Origin of the sequence: Actinoallomurus oryzae (assembly GCF_039541955.1) — a bacterium.
GTDB lineage: Bacteria > Actinomycetota > Actinomycetes > Streptosporangiales > Streptosporangiaceae > Actinoallomurus > Actinoallomurus oryzae.
Genome location: NZ_BAABHF010000022.1, coordinates 397,802 through 413,779, shown reverse-complemented (window position 1 = coordinate 413,779; position 15,978 = coordinate 397,802). Strand labels below are relative to the sequence as shown.

Here is a 15,978-nt window from a genome sequence, read left to right as displayed (position 1 = left end):
TCCTATGCGGTTGTGGCGATGCCGCCGTCGACGGGGATCACGGCGCCCGTTAGGTACGCGCCTGCCCGGCCGGCGAGGAACACGGCGACACCCGCCATGTCGTCGTCGCGGCCGATCCGGCGTAGTGGGGCCGACGCCGCGATCGCGTCGCCGAGCTCATCGAGCGTTGCAGCCATCATCGTCGACGGGAACGGTCCCGGTGCCACGGCGTTCACGGTGACGTGCTGCGGTCCTAGTTCCTTGGCGAGCACTCTGGTGAGTTGATGCAGTGCGGCCTTGCTGCTGGAGTACGAGTAGTTGGGCCGCTGGGGGATGTGGATGGCGGCGATGCTGCCGATGTTGATGATCCGCGCGGGATCGTCGGCGGTGCCCGCCCTGCGAAGTGCGGGCAGCAACGCCTGGACCAGCCAGAACGGCGACTTCAGGTTGAGGTCGACGACCGTGTCCCAGGCCGCGTCTGGGAACGTCGCCAGCGGCTCGTCCCACATGGCGCCCGCGTTGTTGACGAGGATGTCGAGACGCTCCGAGTCGGCGGTGACGAGGTCGGACAGTCGCCGACACTCGTCGTGGCGGGACAGGTCGGCGGGGATGGCCCGCACCTCACCGAATTTGGACAGCTGCTCCTGCGCCTGAGCGCACGCTTCTGCGTTGCGTGAGCTGATGACCACGCGGCCGCCCGCCTGGAGAAGGCCACGCGCGATCATCATTCCGATGCCTCTGGTGCCACCGGTGACGAGCGCGCGCTTTCCACGCAGATCGAAAAGTTCTGCATGCGTTGTGAATTGGTCGTCTACCACGTGCGGTCCTTCTAGGTGTACGGGAGGGCTTGGCGGAGGATCAGCAGGTCGATGTGTTCGACGCCGAGCTTGTCGGCTGACTTCTCGAAGCCGTGCAGGGTCTCTCTGCCTTGCTGGGTGCCTCCCACGAAACCCGTATTCGTGCGCGGGTGGGAGTTCCTGCTCTTCCGGGTAACGGCAGTACCTCCCAGCACACCGCCGCACGACCTACGGTGATGATGTGACCGACAGCGAGAGGCATGAGCAGGCCGACGAGGTGCGGGAGTTCCTCAGTACTCGTCGCGCCCGCATTACGCCGCAGCAGGCAGGGCTGCCCGTCTTCGGTGTCAATCGACGTGTGACCGGGTTGCGCCGGGAGGAGGTGGCACTGCTGGCCGGGGTGAGCATTGACTACTACATCCGCCTCGAGCGCGGGAACTTGAGCGGCGCCTCGGACTCGGTGCTGGACTCCTTGTCCCACGCACTTCAGCTCGACGATGCCGAGCGGGCCTACCTCTACGACCTGGCCCGCGCGGCCACGGCGTCCGAGCGCCGACCACCCGCTGCGCCCGGGCGGATCCGACCGGTGATTCTGCGGATGCTCGACGCGATGACCGACCTGCCGGCCTACATCCGCAACGGACGGTTCGACATCCTCGCCGCCAACTCTCTCGGCCGGGCTCTGTATGCCCCGGTCTACGATTCCTCGTTGTTCGCGCAGCGTGGTCCGGTCAACACCGCGCGGTTCCTGTTCCTCGATCCTGGTTCCGCCGATTTCTGGTCCGAGTGGGAGAAAGCCGCCAACGACTCGGTCGCCTTCCTGCGCACCGAGACCGGCCGTTCGCCGCGAGACAAGGGCCTGACGGACCTGATCGGCGAGCTCTCCACAAAGAGCGACGAGTTCGCCCGGCGTTGGGCCAGGCACGACGTGAAGTTCCCCCGCTCCGGCGTGAAGCAACTCCACCACCCGCTCGTCGGGGACCTAGCCCTGCCCTACGAAGCCCTCGATCTGCCCGCTGACCCCGGGCTCTGTATCACCATCTACTCGCCCGAGCCCGACTCACCCGGACGCCAGGCACTCGATCTTCTGGCCAGCTGGACCGGCTCGACCGCACTTCAGCGCTGACGATCGTCACCCCGCCAGGGCTCTTTGTTCCGCCTGACCACCAAGATCCATCTGGCTGCCGAGCAGGGGCAGAAGGTGCTGTCGCTGCTGATCACCGCTGTGCGCAAAGCGGGTCACCATAACGCGCACCCCTTCTCCGCAGAATGAGGCGCGGGGCGCACCGGCGTCCCGGTGACCGTTCACGAGGAGGAACGCGTGCTCGGCAGCCTGCAGGATCTCGTGTGGCGTGCCGTCCGTGCCGTCATGGCGCGGCGGACGCCGGGCCGGACGATCGCGGGTGGGCTCGCGGCGACGCTGCTCCTCGCCGGGGTCGCGTTCGCGGCCGGCAAGGGGATCGCCTCGGCCGGTTTCTCGACGCACGCCGGCACCGCCTGGCTGGGGACCACGCCCCGGGGGTCGGTGACGCTCGTCGACGGCACGAGCGGGCGGCCGTCGGCGGAGATCGTCCTTCCCGGTACGGCCGGACACCGGCTGCAGATCAGCCAGGACGGCGACACGATCCTCGTGTACGACCCGAGCACCGGCGTGCTCACCAAGATCGACTCTGGGCGGCTGACCGCAGGGCCGGCGCGGGCGACCGTGCCCGGCGTGCGGCTGGTCGCCGGGGCCAAGGCCGCCTACCTGGTGGACTACGGGGCCGGCACCGTGCAGCGCATCGACCTCGCCACGCTGGAGAACGTCGGGGCGGTGATCCGCGTCCCCGGGCACCTCGGCACCGCGGGCGTCGACGCCCAGGGCACGCTCTGGGTGCCGCGCTCCGACGACGGCATGGTCGTGCCGGTCACCTCGGGCGGGCTCGGCACCCCCGTCGACGTCCAGGGGCGCGGCTCCAACATGGCCGTGTCCGTCGTCGGCGGGCGGCCGGTCGTCGTGGACGGCACCAAGGGCCGGGTCAGCGTGCTGACCGCCACGGGTGTCGCCTGGTCGGCGGCGCTCCCCGGGGCCGCCTCCGGCGCGGCGCTGCTCGCCCCCGCCACCCAGGACAAGGGCCGGCTGCCGCTGGTCGACAAGACCGGCGGCCGTCTCTTCGTCGTCGACACCGACGCCCACAAGGTCCAGTCCGTACGGCTCGACAACGGCGGCGGGCACGACCTCGGCGCGCCCGCGATGAACGGCGACCGCGTCTACATCCCGGACCAGTCCACCGGCTCGGTCCTGGTCTACTCGACCACCCACCACACGTGGGAGCCGTCCTTCCCGGTCAGCGGCAAGGCAGGGCCCATCGACACGCTGCCCGAGAACGACGCCGTGTACTTCAACGACACCGAGAGCTCGCACGCGGTCGTGGTCGGCGCCGACGGCACGCCGCGCCCGGTGCAGAAGTTCACGCCCGTACGGCCGGGGGCCAAGAAGTCGCCGAGCCCGGCCGGCCCGGTGCTGCCCGGATCGACGCCGAGCGCTCCGGCGACACGGCCCACCGTCCCGGGCAGCGGCCCCTCCGGACCCGTCACCGTCCGTACGCCCGGCCCCGGCACGCCGTCCCGGCCGTCCGACACGAGCGGGCCACCCGACCCGTCGGGCATCCCGACCACCCCGAGCGGCACGCCCACGGACGGCACGGACCCCACCCCGACGCCGCCTGACGACACGACGCCGACGCCCCCCACGAACACGACCCCGACCCCGACCCCGACCCCCACGGACACCGTCCCGGCGCCCGAGCCGCCGGGCGCGCCGACCGGCGTCGGCGCGGCGCCGCAGCCCGGGGGCTCGGTCCGGGTCTCCTGGAGCCCGCCGTCGGGCGCGCCTAAGAACGTCTCCTACACGGTCTCCTACTCTGACGGCGATGACTCCTCCGGCTCGGTGCAGACCACCAGCACCGTCCTGACCGTCGACGCGACCCGGCTCGTCTTCCTGCGCACCTACACCTTCTCGGTGACCGCGCACACCGACGGCGGCGACTCGTCGGAGGCCACCGCCAAGGCGCGGTCCGGCGGCGACGGCAAGTCCTTCACCGTCGACGTGTCCAAGACCACGACGGATCCGGTCAACCCGTGCACCGACCTGCCGAACTGCCGGGCGACCATGCGCGAGGACCCCACCCACACGAGCGCTTCGACCGGCGAGGCCCCGCAGGGCTCCACCGTCGTCGGCTACTGCCACAAGGACGGGCAGTCGATCGGCAACGACGACGGCGTCCGGTCGACGCAGTGGATCCTCATCGAGCACGACGGCAAGCGCGGCTATGTCAGCACGCTGTGGCTCGGCGGGGCGGACGCCTACGAGAGCGTCTGGCCATGCCCATGACGCGGCCCATGACGCGGCCCATGACGCAGCCCGTGACCCACTGAACCACGACGTCCGACAGGAGAGAGGCACCCGATGACTCTGACGACCCAGGCGCCGCCGCCACCGCTGCCGGTCGCCGAGTACGCGCACCGGTTCACCGCCATCGGCGACAGCGTCGCCCGCGACATCAAGGGCAAGCGCGAGGTCGTCGACGCCGCGCTCATCTGCCTGCTCGCCGAGGGGCACCTGCTGGTCGAGGACGTGCCCGGCGTCGGCAAGACGTCGATCGCGCGCGCCCTCGCGGGGGCCCTGGGCGTGAGCTGGGGGCGGATCCAGTTCACCCCGGACCTGCTGCCCTCCGACGTCACCGGAGTGTCGATCTTCAACCAGCGCACCCAGGAGTTCCAGTTCCGGCCGGGCCCGGTCTTCTCCTCGATCGTCCTCGCCGACGAGATCAACCGGGCGTCGCCGAAGACGCAGTCGGCGCTCCTGGAGGTCATGGAGGAGCGGCAGGTGACGGTGGACGGCACGGCGTACCCGGTCCGCCGGCCCTTCATGGTCGTCGCGACCCAGAACCCGGTCGAGATGGACGGCACGTACGCGCTGCCGGAGGCGCAGATCGACCGGTTCACCATGCGGCTCACCGTCGGCTACCCCGACCACACCGCCGAGATGGAGGTACTGAAGACCCAGGCGAACGGCCACCGAGCCCGGCCGGTGTCCACGGTCGCCGACGAAACCGCGGTCGGTGAGATGATCGCCGCCGCCCAGCGGGTGCACGTCGGCGACCCGGTCTACGACTACGTCGTACGGCTGACCGCCGCGACGCGGACGGTGCCCGGCGTACGGCTCGGCGCCAGCCCGCGGGCCGGGATCGCGCTGCTGCGCGTCGCCCGCGCCCACGCCGCGGCGAGCGGGCGCGACTTCGTCACGCCGCACGACGTCAAGGCGCTGGCCGTGCGGGTCCTGGCGCACCGCGTGCTGCTGACGGCCGAGGCCCAGGTCGGCGGCAGGTCCGCCGAGGACGTGGTCCGCGGGGTGCTCGCCTCCACGCGGGTGCCGGACGGGAGGTAGGCCGTGCCCACCCGTACCGGCATCGCCCTCCTCGTCGCCGGCCTGTGCTGCCTCGCCGGGGGCTACGGCCTGGGCTACACCGAGCTCGACGTGCTCGGCTGCGCGGCGCTGCTGGCGGTCGTCCTCGCGGTCGCCGCGGTGGCGTGGCGGCCGACGCTGGAGCTGTCCCGCGACCTGCAGCCGACGCGGGTGGCGCGCGGCGAGCCCGCGGTCTGCGTGCTGAGCGTGCGCAACACCGGCCGGCTGCCGATGCCGCGCACGGTCGTGCACGACCGGCTCGGGTCGCGCCGGGTGCCCGTCGAGGTGCCGTTCCTGCGCCCGGGCCGGGAGACCACGCTGACGTACCGGCTCGACACCACGCGACGGGGGGTGTACGAGGCCGGGCCGCTGCGCTGGGAGCGGCGCGACGGCCTTGGCCTGGCGTCGGCGGGAGGCGAGGCCGGCGACGTCCGCGGCCTGTACGTCCACCCCGCGGCGCATCCGATGACCATCGTCCCGTCGGGCCGGGCGCGCAACCCGGAGGGCCCGGCCGACACGGTCGTGGCCAGCGGTGCGGCCTTCCACCGGCTCCGCGAGTACGTCGCGGGCGACGACCTGCGGCAGATCCACTGGCGGTCCACCGCCCGCACCGGCACGCTCATGGTGCGCGAGAACCTCGACACGAGCCTGCCCGCCACCACCGTCCTCCTCGACACCGCCTACGTGGGCTACGACGGCGACGTCTGCTTCGAGGAGGCCGTCGAGGTGGCCGCGTCCGCGCTGGTCGCGGCCGTGCGCCTGGGCTTCCCGGCCCGATGCGTGGCGGGCGGGTCCACGGTCGAGGCGAAGGGGGACGCGGCGGAGGCGCTGGACTTCCTGGCCGGGCTGTCCCTCGGCGCCGGGCCGGGGGTGAGCGGCCTCGCGCACGCCCTGCCGCACCGGCGTACGGGGGCCGCGCTCATCGCGGTGACCGGGCGGGCCGGCGACGCCGACCTCGCGGCGCTGCGGCAGGTCGCCCCGCGGTTCGACCGTACGGCGCTGATCGTGCTCCCCCTCAAGGGCGTGGCCGCGCCCGTGGCGACGGACGGCGCGGTGCCGGTCATCGCCGCGGCCGGTGCGGCCCAGGCGTGCGCCCGCTGGAACGACCTGGTAGGAGCACGGCCGTGAGGCGGGTGCTCACGGCGGCGCTCGCCGGGGTCGCGGGACTGGCGTTCGTGCCGCTGTGCGCGACGCGGGTGCTGCTCGTGGTGCCGTTCGCCGCGGCCCTGGCCACGGTCGTCGTCGTTGCCGCGCGGCGCGGATCCCTGCTGGTCGCGCTCGCGGGCTGGCTCGTGGCCGGGCTGCCACCGGCGCTCGCGTTCGGCGCGGGGACCGCCGGCGTGTCCGACGTCGTCCGCGGCGGCCTGGTGGACGGGTTCCGGATGGCGCTCACCCAGGCGCTGCCGTTGCCCGCGACGCCGGCCGTGCTGTTCTGGGTGTTCACCCTGGTCTGGTGGGCGGCGTACTGGGCGGGGCGCGCGGCCGACCCGCGCGTCACCCCGCTGCTCGCGCTCCTGCCGCCCGGCCTCGTGCTGCTGACCGGCATCGGGTTCGGCGTCTCCCAGCCGGGCCGTGGGCTGCCGATCGCCGCGCTGTTCGCCGGGCTCGCCGCCCTCCTGCTGGCAGTCGGGAGCGGCGCCGGTCTCCGGCGGACGCTCGTCGCGGCCGTCACGTGCGCGGCCGTCGTGCTCGGCGCCCTCACCGCCGCCGCCCGGCTCCCGTACGAGGGCAAGCGCCCGGTCTTCGACCCGCGCGCGCTCGTCCACCCGCCCGAACAGCTCGAACACCAGCTCAGCCCCCTCGCGTACGCCTCGCTGTGGGCCGCCGAGCCGCCCCGCCGCCTGCTGACGCTGACCACCGCCGCCCCGGTGAACCAGCGGCTCGCCGTCTTCGACCACTACGACGGCCTCGACTGGTCCTCCGGCGCGTCGTACGTCCCGGTCGGTTCGCGCCTGCCCGCCGGCGGACGGCCCGGCCGGTCCGTACGGGAGAGCGTGGCCGTCGACGACCTGCCGTTCGCCTGGCTGCCCGCCCCCGACCGGGCCACGGAGGTGACCGGGACGCTCGTGCGCGTCGACCGGACGGCGGGCGTGCTGACCACGGCGGGCGGGCATGCCGCCACCGGGCTGCGCTACAGCGTGACCGCGAGGGTGCCGAGCCTGACCGCGCGACAGGCGGCCGGCGCGACCCCGGCGTACGGCCCGGCGTACCGCGACACCCTCGACGTGCCGGCGAACGTGCCGCCCTCGATCCTGGCCGACGCGGAGCGGCTGACGCAGAGCGCCGCGGGCCCGTACCAGCGGCTGCTCACCCTCCAGGACCGGCTGCGCACCCAGGACCGGTACGACGTGCGCGCCGCGCCCGGCCGTACCGTCGGGCACCTGCACTTCTTCTACGACAAGAGCCACCGGGGGACCGCCGACCAGTTCGCCACGGTGTTCGCGCTGATGGCCCGGCATCTCGGCTTCCCGGCGCGGATCGCCGTCGGCTTCACGCCGGGCCACGCGGTCGGCGGCGGGCGGTACGAGGTGACAACGGCCGACGTCGTGGTCTGGCCCGAGGTGGCCCTGCGCGGGCTCGGCTGGGTGCCGTTCTACCCCGTGCCACGGGCCGGCGACGGGGGCGGGACGATCGGCCGGTCCGTGGGCGAGCCGCCCGAGCGCGCCGCGCTGGACCGGACCGTCGCCGCCCGAGGAACCTCGGCGCAGCCGAAGCAGACCACCGCCGCGCGTACCGCTCCCACGTCGCCCGGCGCGTCGGTGTACCGCTGGTGGCCCGTCGCGCTCCTGCCGCTCCTCCTGCTCGCCGGCTACCTGTTGCCGGGGCCGGTGACCCGCGCGCTGACCCGGATGCGGCGCCGGTCCGGCACCCCGTACGAGCAGGTGGTCGGGGCCTGGCAGGAGACGGTCGACGCGCTCGCCCGGCTGCCCGGCACCGGCGACCTGATCACCTCGACCGCCGAGGAGGTCACCGAACACACGCGAGGCCGCCTCGGCGATGTCGCCGGCGCGCAGATGGAGAGCCTCGCCCGCCACCTGTCGGTCTCGGTGTTCTCCGGCCGCCCGGCCGGCGAGGCCGACGCGGCCGCCGCGTGGCTGATCGTCGCGCGGATGCGGGCGCTGGTGGACGGGCGGATCACCCGAGCCCAGCGGTTCCGCGAACTCGTGCGCCCCCCGTGGGCGGCCGTACGCCGCGCTGTGAAGGAGACACGATGAAGCTCAAGCGGTCGAGAACGGCCGAACTCTCCGTCCCCGACGGCTACACCGGGCTGACGCGTGTGCCGGCGGCCGACCCGGTGGTCGCCTTCCACGCCGTGCAGGAGGGCGTCGGGCGGCCGGTGCTGGTGTTCGTCGCGCCCCACGCCGGCGACTTCGACCGGTTCCGCGCGACACTGGCGAACCTCCCGCAGCGGCCCGGCCTCGCGACGGTGTACGACGCGGGGCGCACGAAGGCCGGCCACCCGTACGTCGCGACCGCGGCGCCGGGCCGGTCGCTGCGGGACCGGATCGAGGCGGGCGGCCCGCTGCCGCCGCCCGCCGCCGCCGCGTTCACGGTACGGCTCGCCGAGGCGCTGAGCGCGGCCCACGACGCCGGAATCGTGCACGGTGACATCCGGCCGGAGTACGTCTGGCACGCCGACGACGCCGCGCCCGAGCTCACCGGCTTCGGGCTGTTCTCCCCGACCGCGCCGCCACTGACCTGGGTGCCGACCGGGTGCGTCCACCTCGCGCCCGAGGTGCTGGAGGGCGCCGAGCCCGGCGTCGCCGCGGACGTGTACGCCCTCACGTCCGTGCTGGCCACGGCGATCGCCGGGGAGCCCATGCACCTCGCGGCGGCCTGGGCCGGGCACGCGACGCTCATCCAGCGCAAGCTCGAACCCCTGTCCGCGGCCATCACCCGCCCGGACGTCCCGGACGGCCTGCTCGCCGTGGTCCGGCGCGGGATGGCGGCGGACCCGGCCGCCCGGTACGCCTCCGCCGCGGATTTCGCCGCGGCGCTGCGCGGCGTCCAGACCGCCGAGACGAACGAGATCGCGCGTCCGGCCGAGGCGGCGCCCGCGTTCCCACCGCCGGACCCCGCCGCCGAGAAGACCCTGACGACCGCTCCCGGTGACGCCGTGACCGAGACGCCGGGGCCGCTCGTCGAGACGCTGCCCGGCCTGGAGCTCGAGACGGCGGAACCGGGCGGGCCGGGCGCGCGGCGCGTGCTGGTCGTGGCCGCCGCCGCGCTGGCGATCGTCGCCGTCACGGGCGTCATCGGGCTGCTGGGAAAGGGCCGGTCGCAGGAGGCGGCGGCGCAGCGGCCCGCCCCGACGCCCGCCGCCCCGACGCCCGCCCCGTCGCACCCGGCGCCCACCGCCACCCGGCAGGCGCCCGTCCTCGGCAAGCTCGAACTGACCCGCTACCAGCCCGCCAAGCTCAAGGCCGTGCCCGCGCCGCAGCAGGCCGTGCTCACGTGGTCCCTGCCCCCGGACGCCCGGCGCGACGGCGCGGGCATCATCATCCGCCGCCAGCCCGCGGACGATCAGCCGGTCGCCGCGCTGTCGCGGACGAACGGCCGGCTGCCGGAGACGTACGTCGCGGTGCCGCTCAAGCCCGGTCAGCAGTACTGCTTCCTGGTCGGTGTGCTCCTGCGGCGGGCCGACGGCGGGACGGCGCTCGCGCAGTCCGGACCGGTCTGCGCGATGCCCCGCTGACCCGGCGCGGGCTGGGCCATAGTTGAGGCGGATGACGGCAGGAGGCGTTCGGTGACCACGGGCGGAGCACCCGGCGCGGACACGGCGCAGGACGACCTGACGCTGAGGATGCCCCGCGAGGACCTGTCGCTGAGCCGGCTGATGCCCCGCGTGGCCAAGGCCTTCCCGCTCCGGATGCTGCTGAGCTTCAAGCTGGTCACCCGCCTGTTCGAGGCGCTGGTCGCGCTCCAGAGCGGCGTCGCCCACGGCCGGCTCCTCGCGCTCGCGGCCCTGGGCTGTGGCGTGCTCGACTGCCTGCTCGCGCCGATTCTCAGCGGCCCCGGCCGGCGGATCGTGCCGCGGGTGGCGCTGGACACGCTCGACGTGGCGCTGTGGTCGCTCGCGCTGCCCGGGTCCGGCGACGTGGTCGTGATCGCGGCCAGCCCGGTGATCACCGAGGCGGGGCTCTGGTACGGCACCCGCGGTTTGGTCCCCCCGGTCCTCGTCGGCTGCGCGGCCACCGCCACGCAGGCCGCGGTGGGGCACTTCACGCTGCTGACGCTCCTGTGGCCGGGCTTCGCGGCCCTCGGCGGACGGCTCATCCGGGTCTACCTGCTGGCGCGCTGGCGCGAAGAGGCGCGGCTCATGCGGCACCACATCGAGGCCGCGGTCAGCCAAGCCGAACTCGCCGGGCAGAACAGCGTCGCGATGGGCGCGGACTCCGTGGTCGACCTCCTCGTACGGACGGCACCGCTCATCGCGCAGTACGAGCCCGCGCCGGTCCCGGCGCCGTTCTCGGGGTGGAAGGCGGCCCTGGCCGAGGCGTGCGGGCGCCAGTCGACCTACCTCGGCGTCGCGCTGCTGCGCTGGCAGAGCGCGTACAACTCGCGCAGCCCCGACCTGTCCACGGACGTCGAGCTGCGGATCAGCCCCGGCGCGGGCACCCTCCTGCTGTCCCCGGCCCAGACGCGCCACCTGGAGTCGGACCTCGACGCGATGGGGCTGCGCGGCACGGTGACGGTCGACGCGCCGCATCTCGGGCCGCCCGGCCAGCGGCAGGAGGTCCTCGTGGACGGCCGTACGGTCATCGTCCCGGCCGACCCGCGGCCGGACTCCTGGCCCATCACCGCGGCGCCGATCGCGTTCATCGGCGGCGCGATGGTCGTGCTCTGCCAGTCGGTGCCGGCGTGGGAGGCGGTGCCGCTCTGGCTCACCGCGCTGCTCGCGGCGGTGAACATGGTCGCGGCGTGGTGGGCGCACCGCAACGCCGGCCGCGACCCGCGCGACCTGGCGCGGCGGGTGATCCCGGTGGCGCTGCTGCTGGGCGCGCTGCAGAGCGTGGTGACCTCGGTCGCGATGCGCGTGGGCAGCGGACGCCTGCCCTTCGAGTTCTTCCTGCACTGGGTGGTGCCGCTGGTGTATGTGCACGCCCGTGACCTGCGCCGGAGCCGGCTGCCGTTGGTCGCGGCGGGGCTCGCGGCGGCCCTCGGCGCCGGTGCGCTGGCGATGCCGCCGTTCCGGGCCGTGGACGCGCTGATCGGGCTGTGCTGGTTCGCTCCGCCGGTGCTGACCATCATGGGCGTCCGCGACATCCTCGACCAGGACGTCGCGGACATGCACGCCCAGCGCGTCCGGATCAGCGACGAGGCGGTCCGCGAGGGGTTCCGCCGGGGGCGCCTGCTGGTGGTGGAGCTGACCGGCGAGGCGGTCGATCAGCTACAGGGCCGCTACCGCGCTCTCGGAAACGCGGTTCCGCGTCATATGGGCGAGGAGATCGAACGTCGATTGGAGGAGGCGGGCGCCATGCTGGCCACGGCCGCGGCCGACTGAATAACCATTCCTTTCTAGAATGGAATGGTTTATCCGCACGGAATCCGTAATCATGTTGGCGTAGGTTCCAGGTGCGGGGAGGGCGGCATGCCGCGGCCTGTCGATGCGTGCGTCCGCGTGGTGGTCGTCGACGACGACGCCGTCAACCGACACGGGATGGCCGCCCTGCTGTCCGCCTCCGACCGCATCACGCTGGTCGCGGCGCTCGACCACGACGAGGCGCTGGCCGCCGACGACGTGTGGAGCGAGGCCGACGTGGCGATCGTGGACGCCGCCGACCACCGCCGCCCCAACGACCAGTTCCCGGGCGTGGCCGTCGTCGAGCACATCCGCCGGCACGCCGGGCGGCTCACCGTGATCGTGGTGACCGGCCACTTCTTCGACGACGCCGTACGCCGCCGCATGCGCGAGGCGCGCGCCGACTTCTTCTACCACCGCGCCGACATGGCCGACGCGCAGGCGCTGTACGACGCGGTGCTGCGCCCGGAGGCGGCGCGCCGCCGGGTCCCCGAGCCGCGCGACCCCGAGGGCCAGTTCCGGCACGGGGTCAGCGAGCACACGCGCGTCAACCGTGCGGTCGGCTACGCGCTGGAGAACTCCCTGGAGGAGCGCCTGGCCGAGCACGCGGAGCCGCGCAGCCGCCGCTGGCTGCGGCTGCGCGGCGACTTCAACCGCGTGGCCCGGCTGACCCCGGTCACCAGCGACGGCCGCCGCCCCGACCGGCCGCAGGAGGAGCCCTCCCTGCCGCAGATCACCCGCTTCATCGCCTGGGCGATGAAGGTCAAGCACCCGACCTCCGACAACGACGAAACCCCTGCCTGAACCCGCCCGCCGCGGTGTCAGTCCTCGACCTCGATCGCGAGGCCGGGGCAGACGTGGGCGGCCTCGCGGACGTCGTCGTCCAGGTCCGACGGCGGGTTCGCGTCGCGGAGGACGACGATGCCGTCCTCATCGCGCTGGTCGAACACGTCCGGGGCGAGCATCACGCACTGGCCCGATCCGATGCACTTGTCCTGATCGACGCTGACCTTCATGCCGAATTCCTCCTCACCAGGAGACGGGCAGCTCGTGCACGCCGTACACGAGCATGTCGTGCTTGAACCTGACCTCTTCCAGCGGCACCGCGAGCCGCAGCGTCGGGACGCGGCGGTAGAGCGTGCCGTAGACCACCTGGAGCTCGACCCGCGCGAGCGGCTGGCCGAGGCACTGGTGGATGCCGTACCCGAAGGCCACGTGGTGCCGTGCGTCGCGGTGGAGGTCGAGCACGTCCGGGTCGGGGAAGGCGCTCTCGTCGCGGTTGCCCGCGTCGGTCGCCACGATGACGCCCTCGCCGGCCTTGATCAGCCGCCCGCCGACCTCGACGTCCTCGGTGGCCACCCGGCGCCGGCCGCTGTGCACGATGTTGAGGTAGCGCAGCAGCTCCTCGACCGCGCTCTTGATCAGCTCCGGGTCGCCCTCGCGCAGCTCGGCGAGCTGGTCGGGGTGCTGGAGCAGGGTCAGCGTGCCGAGCGCGATCATGTTCGCGGTCGTCTCGTGCCCGGCGACGAGCAGCAGCACGGCCATGTCGGCGAGCTGGGAGCGCGTCATCGTCTCGGCCTGCTCGACGACCAGCCGGCTGAGCAGGTCGTCCGCGGGCTCGTCGGCCTTACGGTCGAGCAGGCGGACCAGGTACTCCTTCAGCTCGTCCCCGGCCGCGACCGCCTCTTCGGCGGTGGACCGGGTGCTGACCATGGTCCGGCTGCACCGCTGGAACAGGTCGTGGTCGGCGTACGGGACGCCGAGCAGCTCGCAGATCACCAGCGAGGGCACGGGCAGCGCGAAGGCCGAGACCAGGTCGGCCGGTGGCGTGCCGGCGAGCATCGTGTCGATGAGCTCGTCCACGATCTTCTGGATCCGCGGGCGCAGGGCCTCTACGCGCTTGATCATGAAGGTACTGGTCAGCATCCTGCGGTACTTGCCGTGTTCGGGCTCGTCCATCGAGATGAACGACCGTGAGCGCCGGCGCCGCGCCCGTGAGGCGGCGGTGACGTGGGGGTAACCGGGTCTCCTCACGTCGGCGCTGAACCGGCGGTCCCGCAGGACGGCGCGCTGGTCGTCGTAGCCGGTGATCAGCCAGGGGTGGCTGCCGTCCCAGAGCCGCACTCTGGTGACGGAATCCTCGGCGCGGATGCGGCCGAGCTCGGGTGGCGGGTCGAACGGGCAGGCCCGCTTCATCGGGTAGGCGGGCACACGGGTGTCCGGCATCGAGGGCCTCCTACACGGACAGTTGCCGAACGATTGTTCGGTGGTCTGCCCAGCATATGTCGTCGGACATTGCGTGAGGAGAGTGCCAGAGTGAGGCTTAAATCACGTTTCGCCTGCTAAATAGTGGTTTGTAGTGCGGATTCTTCCGGGCCGGCCGACTGCGGTCGGGGGTTCTACTCGAAGACGAGGGAGATGAGCTCGTCGACGAACGGCAGGATGTCGGCGTCCTCCCCGGTGCCGCGCGAGTGGAACAGCGCCACCCGCCCGTGGGTGCCGACGAACACCACCACGGCCGCGCGGTCGCTCGGCAGGCGCAGCCGCTGGCCCGCCCGCTCACAGCGTTCGAACGCGGCGACGACGGAGTCCACCACCGCCACCATGGCGCCGCGCGGCCGGCCGTCCGGCTCGTGCGTGATGCGGCGGTTGCCCAGCATCAGCCGGTAGTGGCCCGGATTGGCGATCGCGAACCGGCAGTAGGCGTGCATCTGCGCGCGAACCCGGCCGACCACGTCGCCGGCGTCGACGCTCTCGTCGGCCTCCCGCATGACGGCCGAGAGGCGCTCGTAGTCGTACTCGACGACCCCGCGAACGAGCGCGGCCTTGTCGGCGAAGTGCTGGTAGATGCTCGCCGGGGCGATGCCTGCGGCCCGCGCGACCCCGCGGATCGTCAGCGCCTCCGCGCCGCCCAGCTCCGAGAGCAGCCGCACGGCCGCCTCCAGGATCTCCGTACGCAGCCGCTCACCCTGTCCCCAGGGGTTACGGACCCGCTGCGGCGTGAGATCCGTCTCGTCCGGCATCCCCCCATCATCCCGTGCCGGCCGCACACCGCCACCCCTCAGGGGCCTCAGCGCAGCGCCAGCCCGGCCCGTTCGGCGACGAGTTCGGCACGGATCAGCTCCAGCAGCCGTCCGACCCAGTTACGGCCTCGATCCCCGCCTGCGGTCCAGTAGTCCGAACCCAGATCGGAGTAGTGGATGGGCGCGTCACCGGTGGCGATCAGGGAGTCGGCGAGCCCGCGGTGCTGGGCGAACTTGGCTCGCAGCAGCCCGGCCATGACCCCGGCCCGCATGTCGGGCCACTCCGGACGACGTACGGCCTGCCCGGCGAGCTTCCGGGCGTCGTAAGGATGCTCTGCGGCGCGGATGCGATCGGCCGCGCCGGGATCGTCCGTGGACAGCGACCAGTAGGCGTGCGTGACCGTCGGATAGCGGACGCCGCCGAACTCGATCACGGCCGGGTACTCGTTCCGCAGGACCAGTACGCCCGGATCGTCCGGCCAGCCCTTCGGGTAGAAGACCGCGTTCAGGTTCACCGGTCCCGCCGCGGGCCCGAGCGGATCGTCCGGCTCGCGCCGATCGGCGTACTCGGCGTGGCTGCGCTCCCGCTCGGCGAAGTACTCGAAGGCCCGCCGCCGCATGTCCTCGGTGACGACTCCGAACCGGTCCGATGGTTCGGGTTCGCCGATCAGCGTGTCGCCCACCGGAGTGCACAGGACGCGCAGCGGCCAGTCCTTGGAGTCCATGTCGCCGAGGGCATAGCGCCGGTCCATCGCCGGGATCGCCAGGTACGCGGTGGCGAGCGCGCGTCTGTCCTCTTCCGAACGGCCGGCCAGGTACCGATCCAGAACCCGCAGACAGCGGTCGGTGGAGTCCGGACGATCGTTCAACCGGTCGATCTCGTCGGCGACCTGGGTGACGAAGTCGTCCGGGTCGATCCAGACATGCGGCTCGTCGAAGACCCACGAGGCCAGCCCGTGCGCCGACGCCCGTGCGCCCTGCGGGATCTCGGTGGCGATCCAGCCCTGGGCCAGCTTGGCGCGCAGCCCGTCGAGGTCGACCCACTCCCAGCACCAGATCGCCCCGTCCGCGTAGATCAGCAGATCGGTCAGGTGGTAGGTCCAGTTGTGGATGAAGATCGGCCGCCAGGTTCCTTTGATCCGCTCGCCGTCCACGACCCGGAATGTCCTGTTCTGCACGCGCGCAGCCTAGATCACGTCGTCGGGGTCG

General features: G+C 73.2%; 13 protein-coding genes. 8 read left to right on the top strand and 5 right to left on the bottom strand.

Annotated features, from left to right (window positions below; genetic code table 11):
• Nucleotides 1–2: 2 nt before the first annotated feature.
• On the bottom strand, nt 3–797 hold the full coding sequence (locus ABEA10_RS20430) for an SDR family oxidoreductase (RefSeq protein WP_345466045.1): 795 nt from the start codon (nt 795–797) through the stop codon (nt 3–5).
• Nucleotides 798–1,017: 220 nt separating this feature from the next.
• Between ABEA10_RS20430 and ABEA10_RS20425 the strand changes: the two genes are divergently transcribed.
• The 8 genes from ABEA10_RS20425 to ABEA10_RS20390 all read left to right on the top strand — a co-directional run bounded on the left by ABEA10_RS20425 (nt 1,018) and on the right by ABEA10_RS20390 (nt 12,550).
• Nucleotides 1,018–1,902, top strand: coding sequence for a helix-turn-helix transcriptional regulator (locus ABEA10_RS20425; protein WP_345466042.1), 885 nt, complete (start codon nt 1,018–1,020; stop codon nt 1,900–1,902).
• A gap of 171 nt (nt 1,903–2,073) precedes the next feature.
• The gene (locus tag ABEA10_RS20420) at nt 2,074–4,149 is read left to right on the top strand and encodes a fibronectin type III domain-containing protein (protein WP_345466039.1); all 2,076 of its coding nucleotides are present in this window, start codon (nt 2,074–2,076) and stop codon (nt 4,147–4,149) included.
• 75 nt (nt 4,150–4,224) lie between these two features.
• On the top strand, nt 4,225–5,205 hold the full coding sequence (locus tag ABEA10_RS20415) for an AAA family ATPase (protein ID WP_345466036.1): 981 nt from the start codon (nt 4,225–4,227) through the stop codon (nt 5,203–5,205).
• Nucleotides 5,206–5,208: 3 nt separating this feature from the next.
• Nucleotides 5,209–6,351, top strand: coding sequence for a DUF58 domain-containing protein (locus ABEA10_RS20410; RefSeq protein ID WP_345466034.1), 1,143 nt, complete (start codon nt 5,209–5,211; stop codon nt 6,349–6,351).
• Complete coding sequence (locus tag ABEA10_RS20405) at nt 6,348–8,438, top strand: transglutaminase TgpA family protein (protein ID WP_345466032.1); 2,091 nt, start codon at nt 6,348–6,350, stop codon at nt 8,436–8,438. The genes ABEA10_RS20410 and ABEA10_RS20405 overlap by 4 nt, the downstream gene beginning before the upstream one ends.
• Entirely contained in the window at nt 8,435–9,919 is a 1,485-nt protein-coding gene (locus ABEA10_RS20400) for a protein kinase domain-containing protein (protein WP_345466030.1), read from the top strand. Before ABEA10_RS20405 ends, ABEA10_RS20400 begins: the two co-directional genes overlap by 4 nt.
• A 51-nt stretch (nt 9,920–9,970) precedes the next feature.
• Nucleotides 9,971–11,728 (top strand): hypothetical protein, encoded by a 1,758-nt coding sequence (locus ABEA10_RS20395; RefSeq protein WP_345466028.1) that lies wholly within the window; start codon nt 9,971–9,973, stop codon nt 11,726–11,728.
• Between the two features lie 87 nt (nt 11,729–11,815).
• Nucleotides 11,816–12,550, top strand: coding sequence for a response regulator (locus ABEA10_RS20390; protein ID WP_345466025.1), 735 nt, complete (start codon nt 11,816–11,818; stop codon nt 12,548–12,550).
• A gap of 17 nt (nt 12,551–12,567) precedes the next feature.
• On the opposite strand, the gene ABEA10_RS20385 is transcribed toward ABEA10_RS20390, so the two are convergent.
• The 4 genes from ABEA10_RS20385 to ABEA10_RS20370 form a co-directional block, all read right to left on the bottom strand.
• On the bottom strand, nt 12,568–12,762 hold the full coding sequence (locus tag ABEA10_RS20385) for a ferredoxin (RefSeq protein WP_345466022.1): 195 nt from the start codon (nt 12,760–12,762) through the stop codon (nt 12,568–12,570).
• A 13-nt stretch (nt 12,763–12,775) separates the two neighbouring features.
• Nucleotides 12,776–13,972, bottom strand: a complete 1,197-nt coding sequence (locus tag ABEA10_RS20380; RefSeq protein WP_345466020.1) for a cytochrome P450 — start codon at nt 13,970–13,972, stop codon at nt 12,776–12,778.
• Nucleotides 13,973–14,145: 173 nt separating this feature from the next.
• Entirely contained in the window at nt 14,146–14,769 is a 624-nt protein-coding gene (locus tag ABEA10_RS20375; protein WP_345466018.1) for a TetR/AcrR family transcriptional regulator, read from the bottom strand.
• Nucleotides 14,770–14,816: 47 nt separating this feature from the next.
• On the bottom strand, nt 14,817–15,947 hold the full coding sequence (locus ABEA10_RS20370) for an NADAR family protein (protein ID WP_345466016.1): 1,131 nt from the start codon (nt 15,945–15,947) through the stop codon (nt 14,817–14,819).
• Between the last annotated feature and the right edge of the window lie 31 nt (nt 15,948–15,978).

Bases quoted from the DNA above. Each gene is read 5' to 3' on its own strand.
- ABEA10_RS20415 (WP_345466036.1), top strand. From the start codon at position 4,225: ATGACTCTGACGACCCAGGCGCCGCCGCCACCGCTGCCGGTCGCCGAG.
- ABEA10_RS20400 (WP_345466030.1), top strand. From the start codon at position 8,435: ATGAAGCTCAAGCGGTCGAGAACGGCCGAACTCTCCGTCCCCGACGGC.
- ABEA10_RS20390 (WP_345466025.1), top strand. From the start codon at position 11,816: ATGCCGCGGCCTGTCGATGCGTGCGTCCGCGTGGTGGTCGTCGACGAC.
- ABEA10_RS20385 (WP_345466022.1), bottom strand. From the start codon at position 12,762: ATGAAGGTCAGCGTCGATCAGGACAAGTGCATCGGATCGGGCCAGTGC.
- ABEA10_RS20380 (WP_345466020.1), bottom strand. From the start codon at position 13,972: ATGCCGGACACCCGTGTGCCCGCCTACCCGATGAAGCGGGCCTGCCCG.
- ABEA10_RS20375 (WP_345466018.1), bottom strand. From the start codon at position 14,769: ATGCCGGACGAGACGGATCTCACGCCGCAGCGGGTCCGTAACCCCTGG.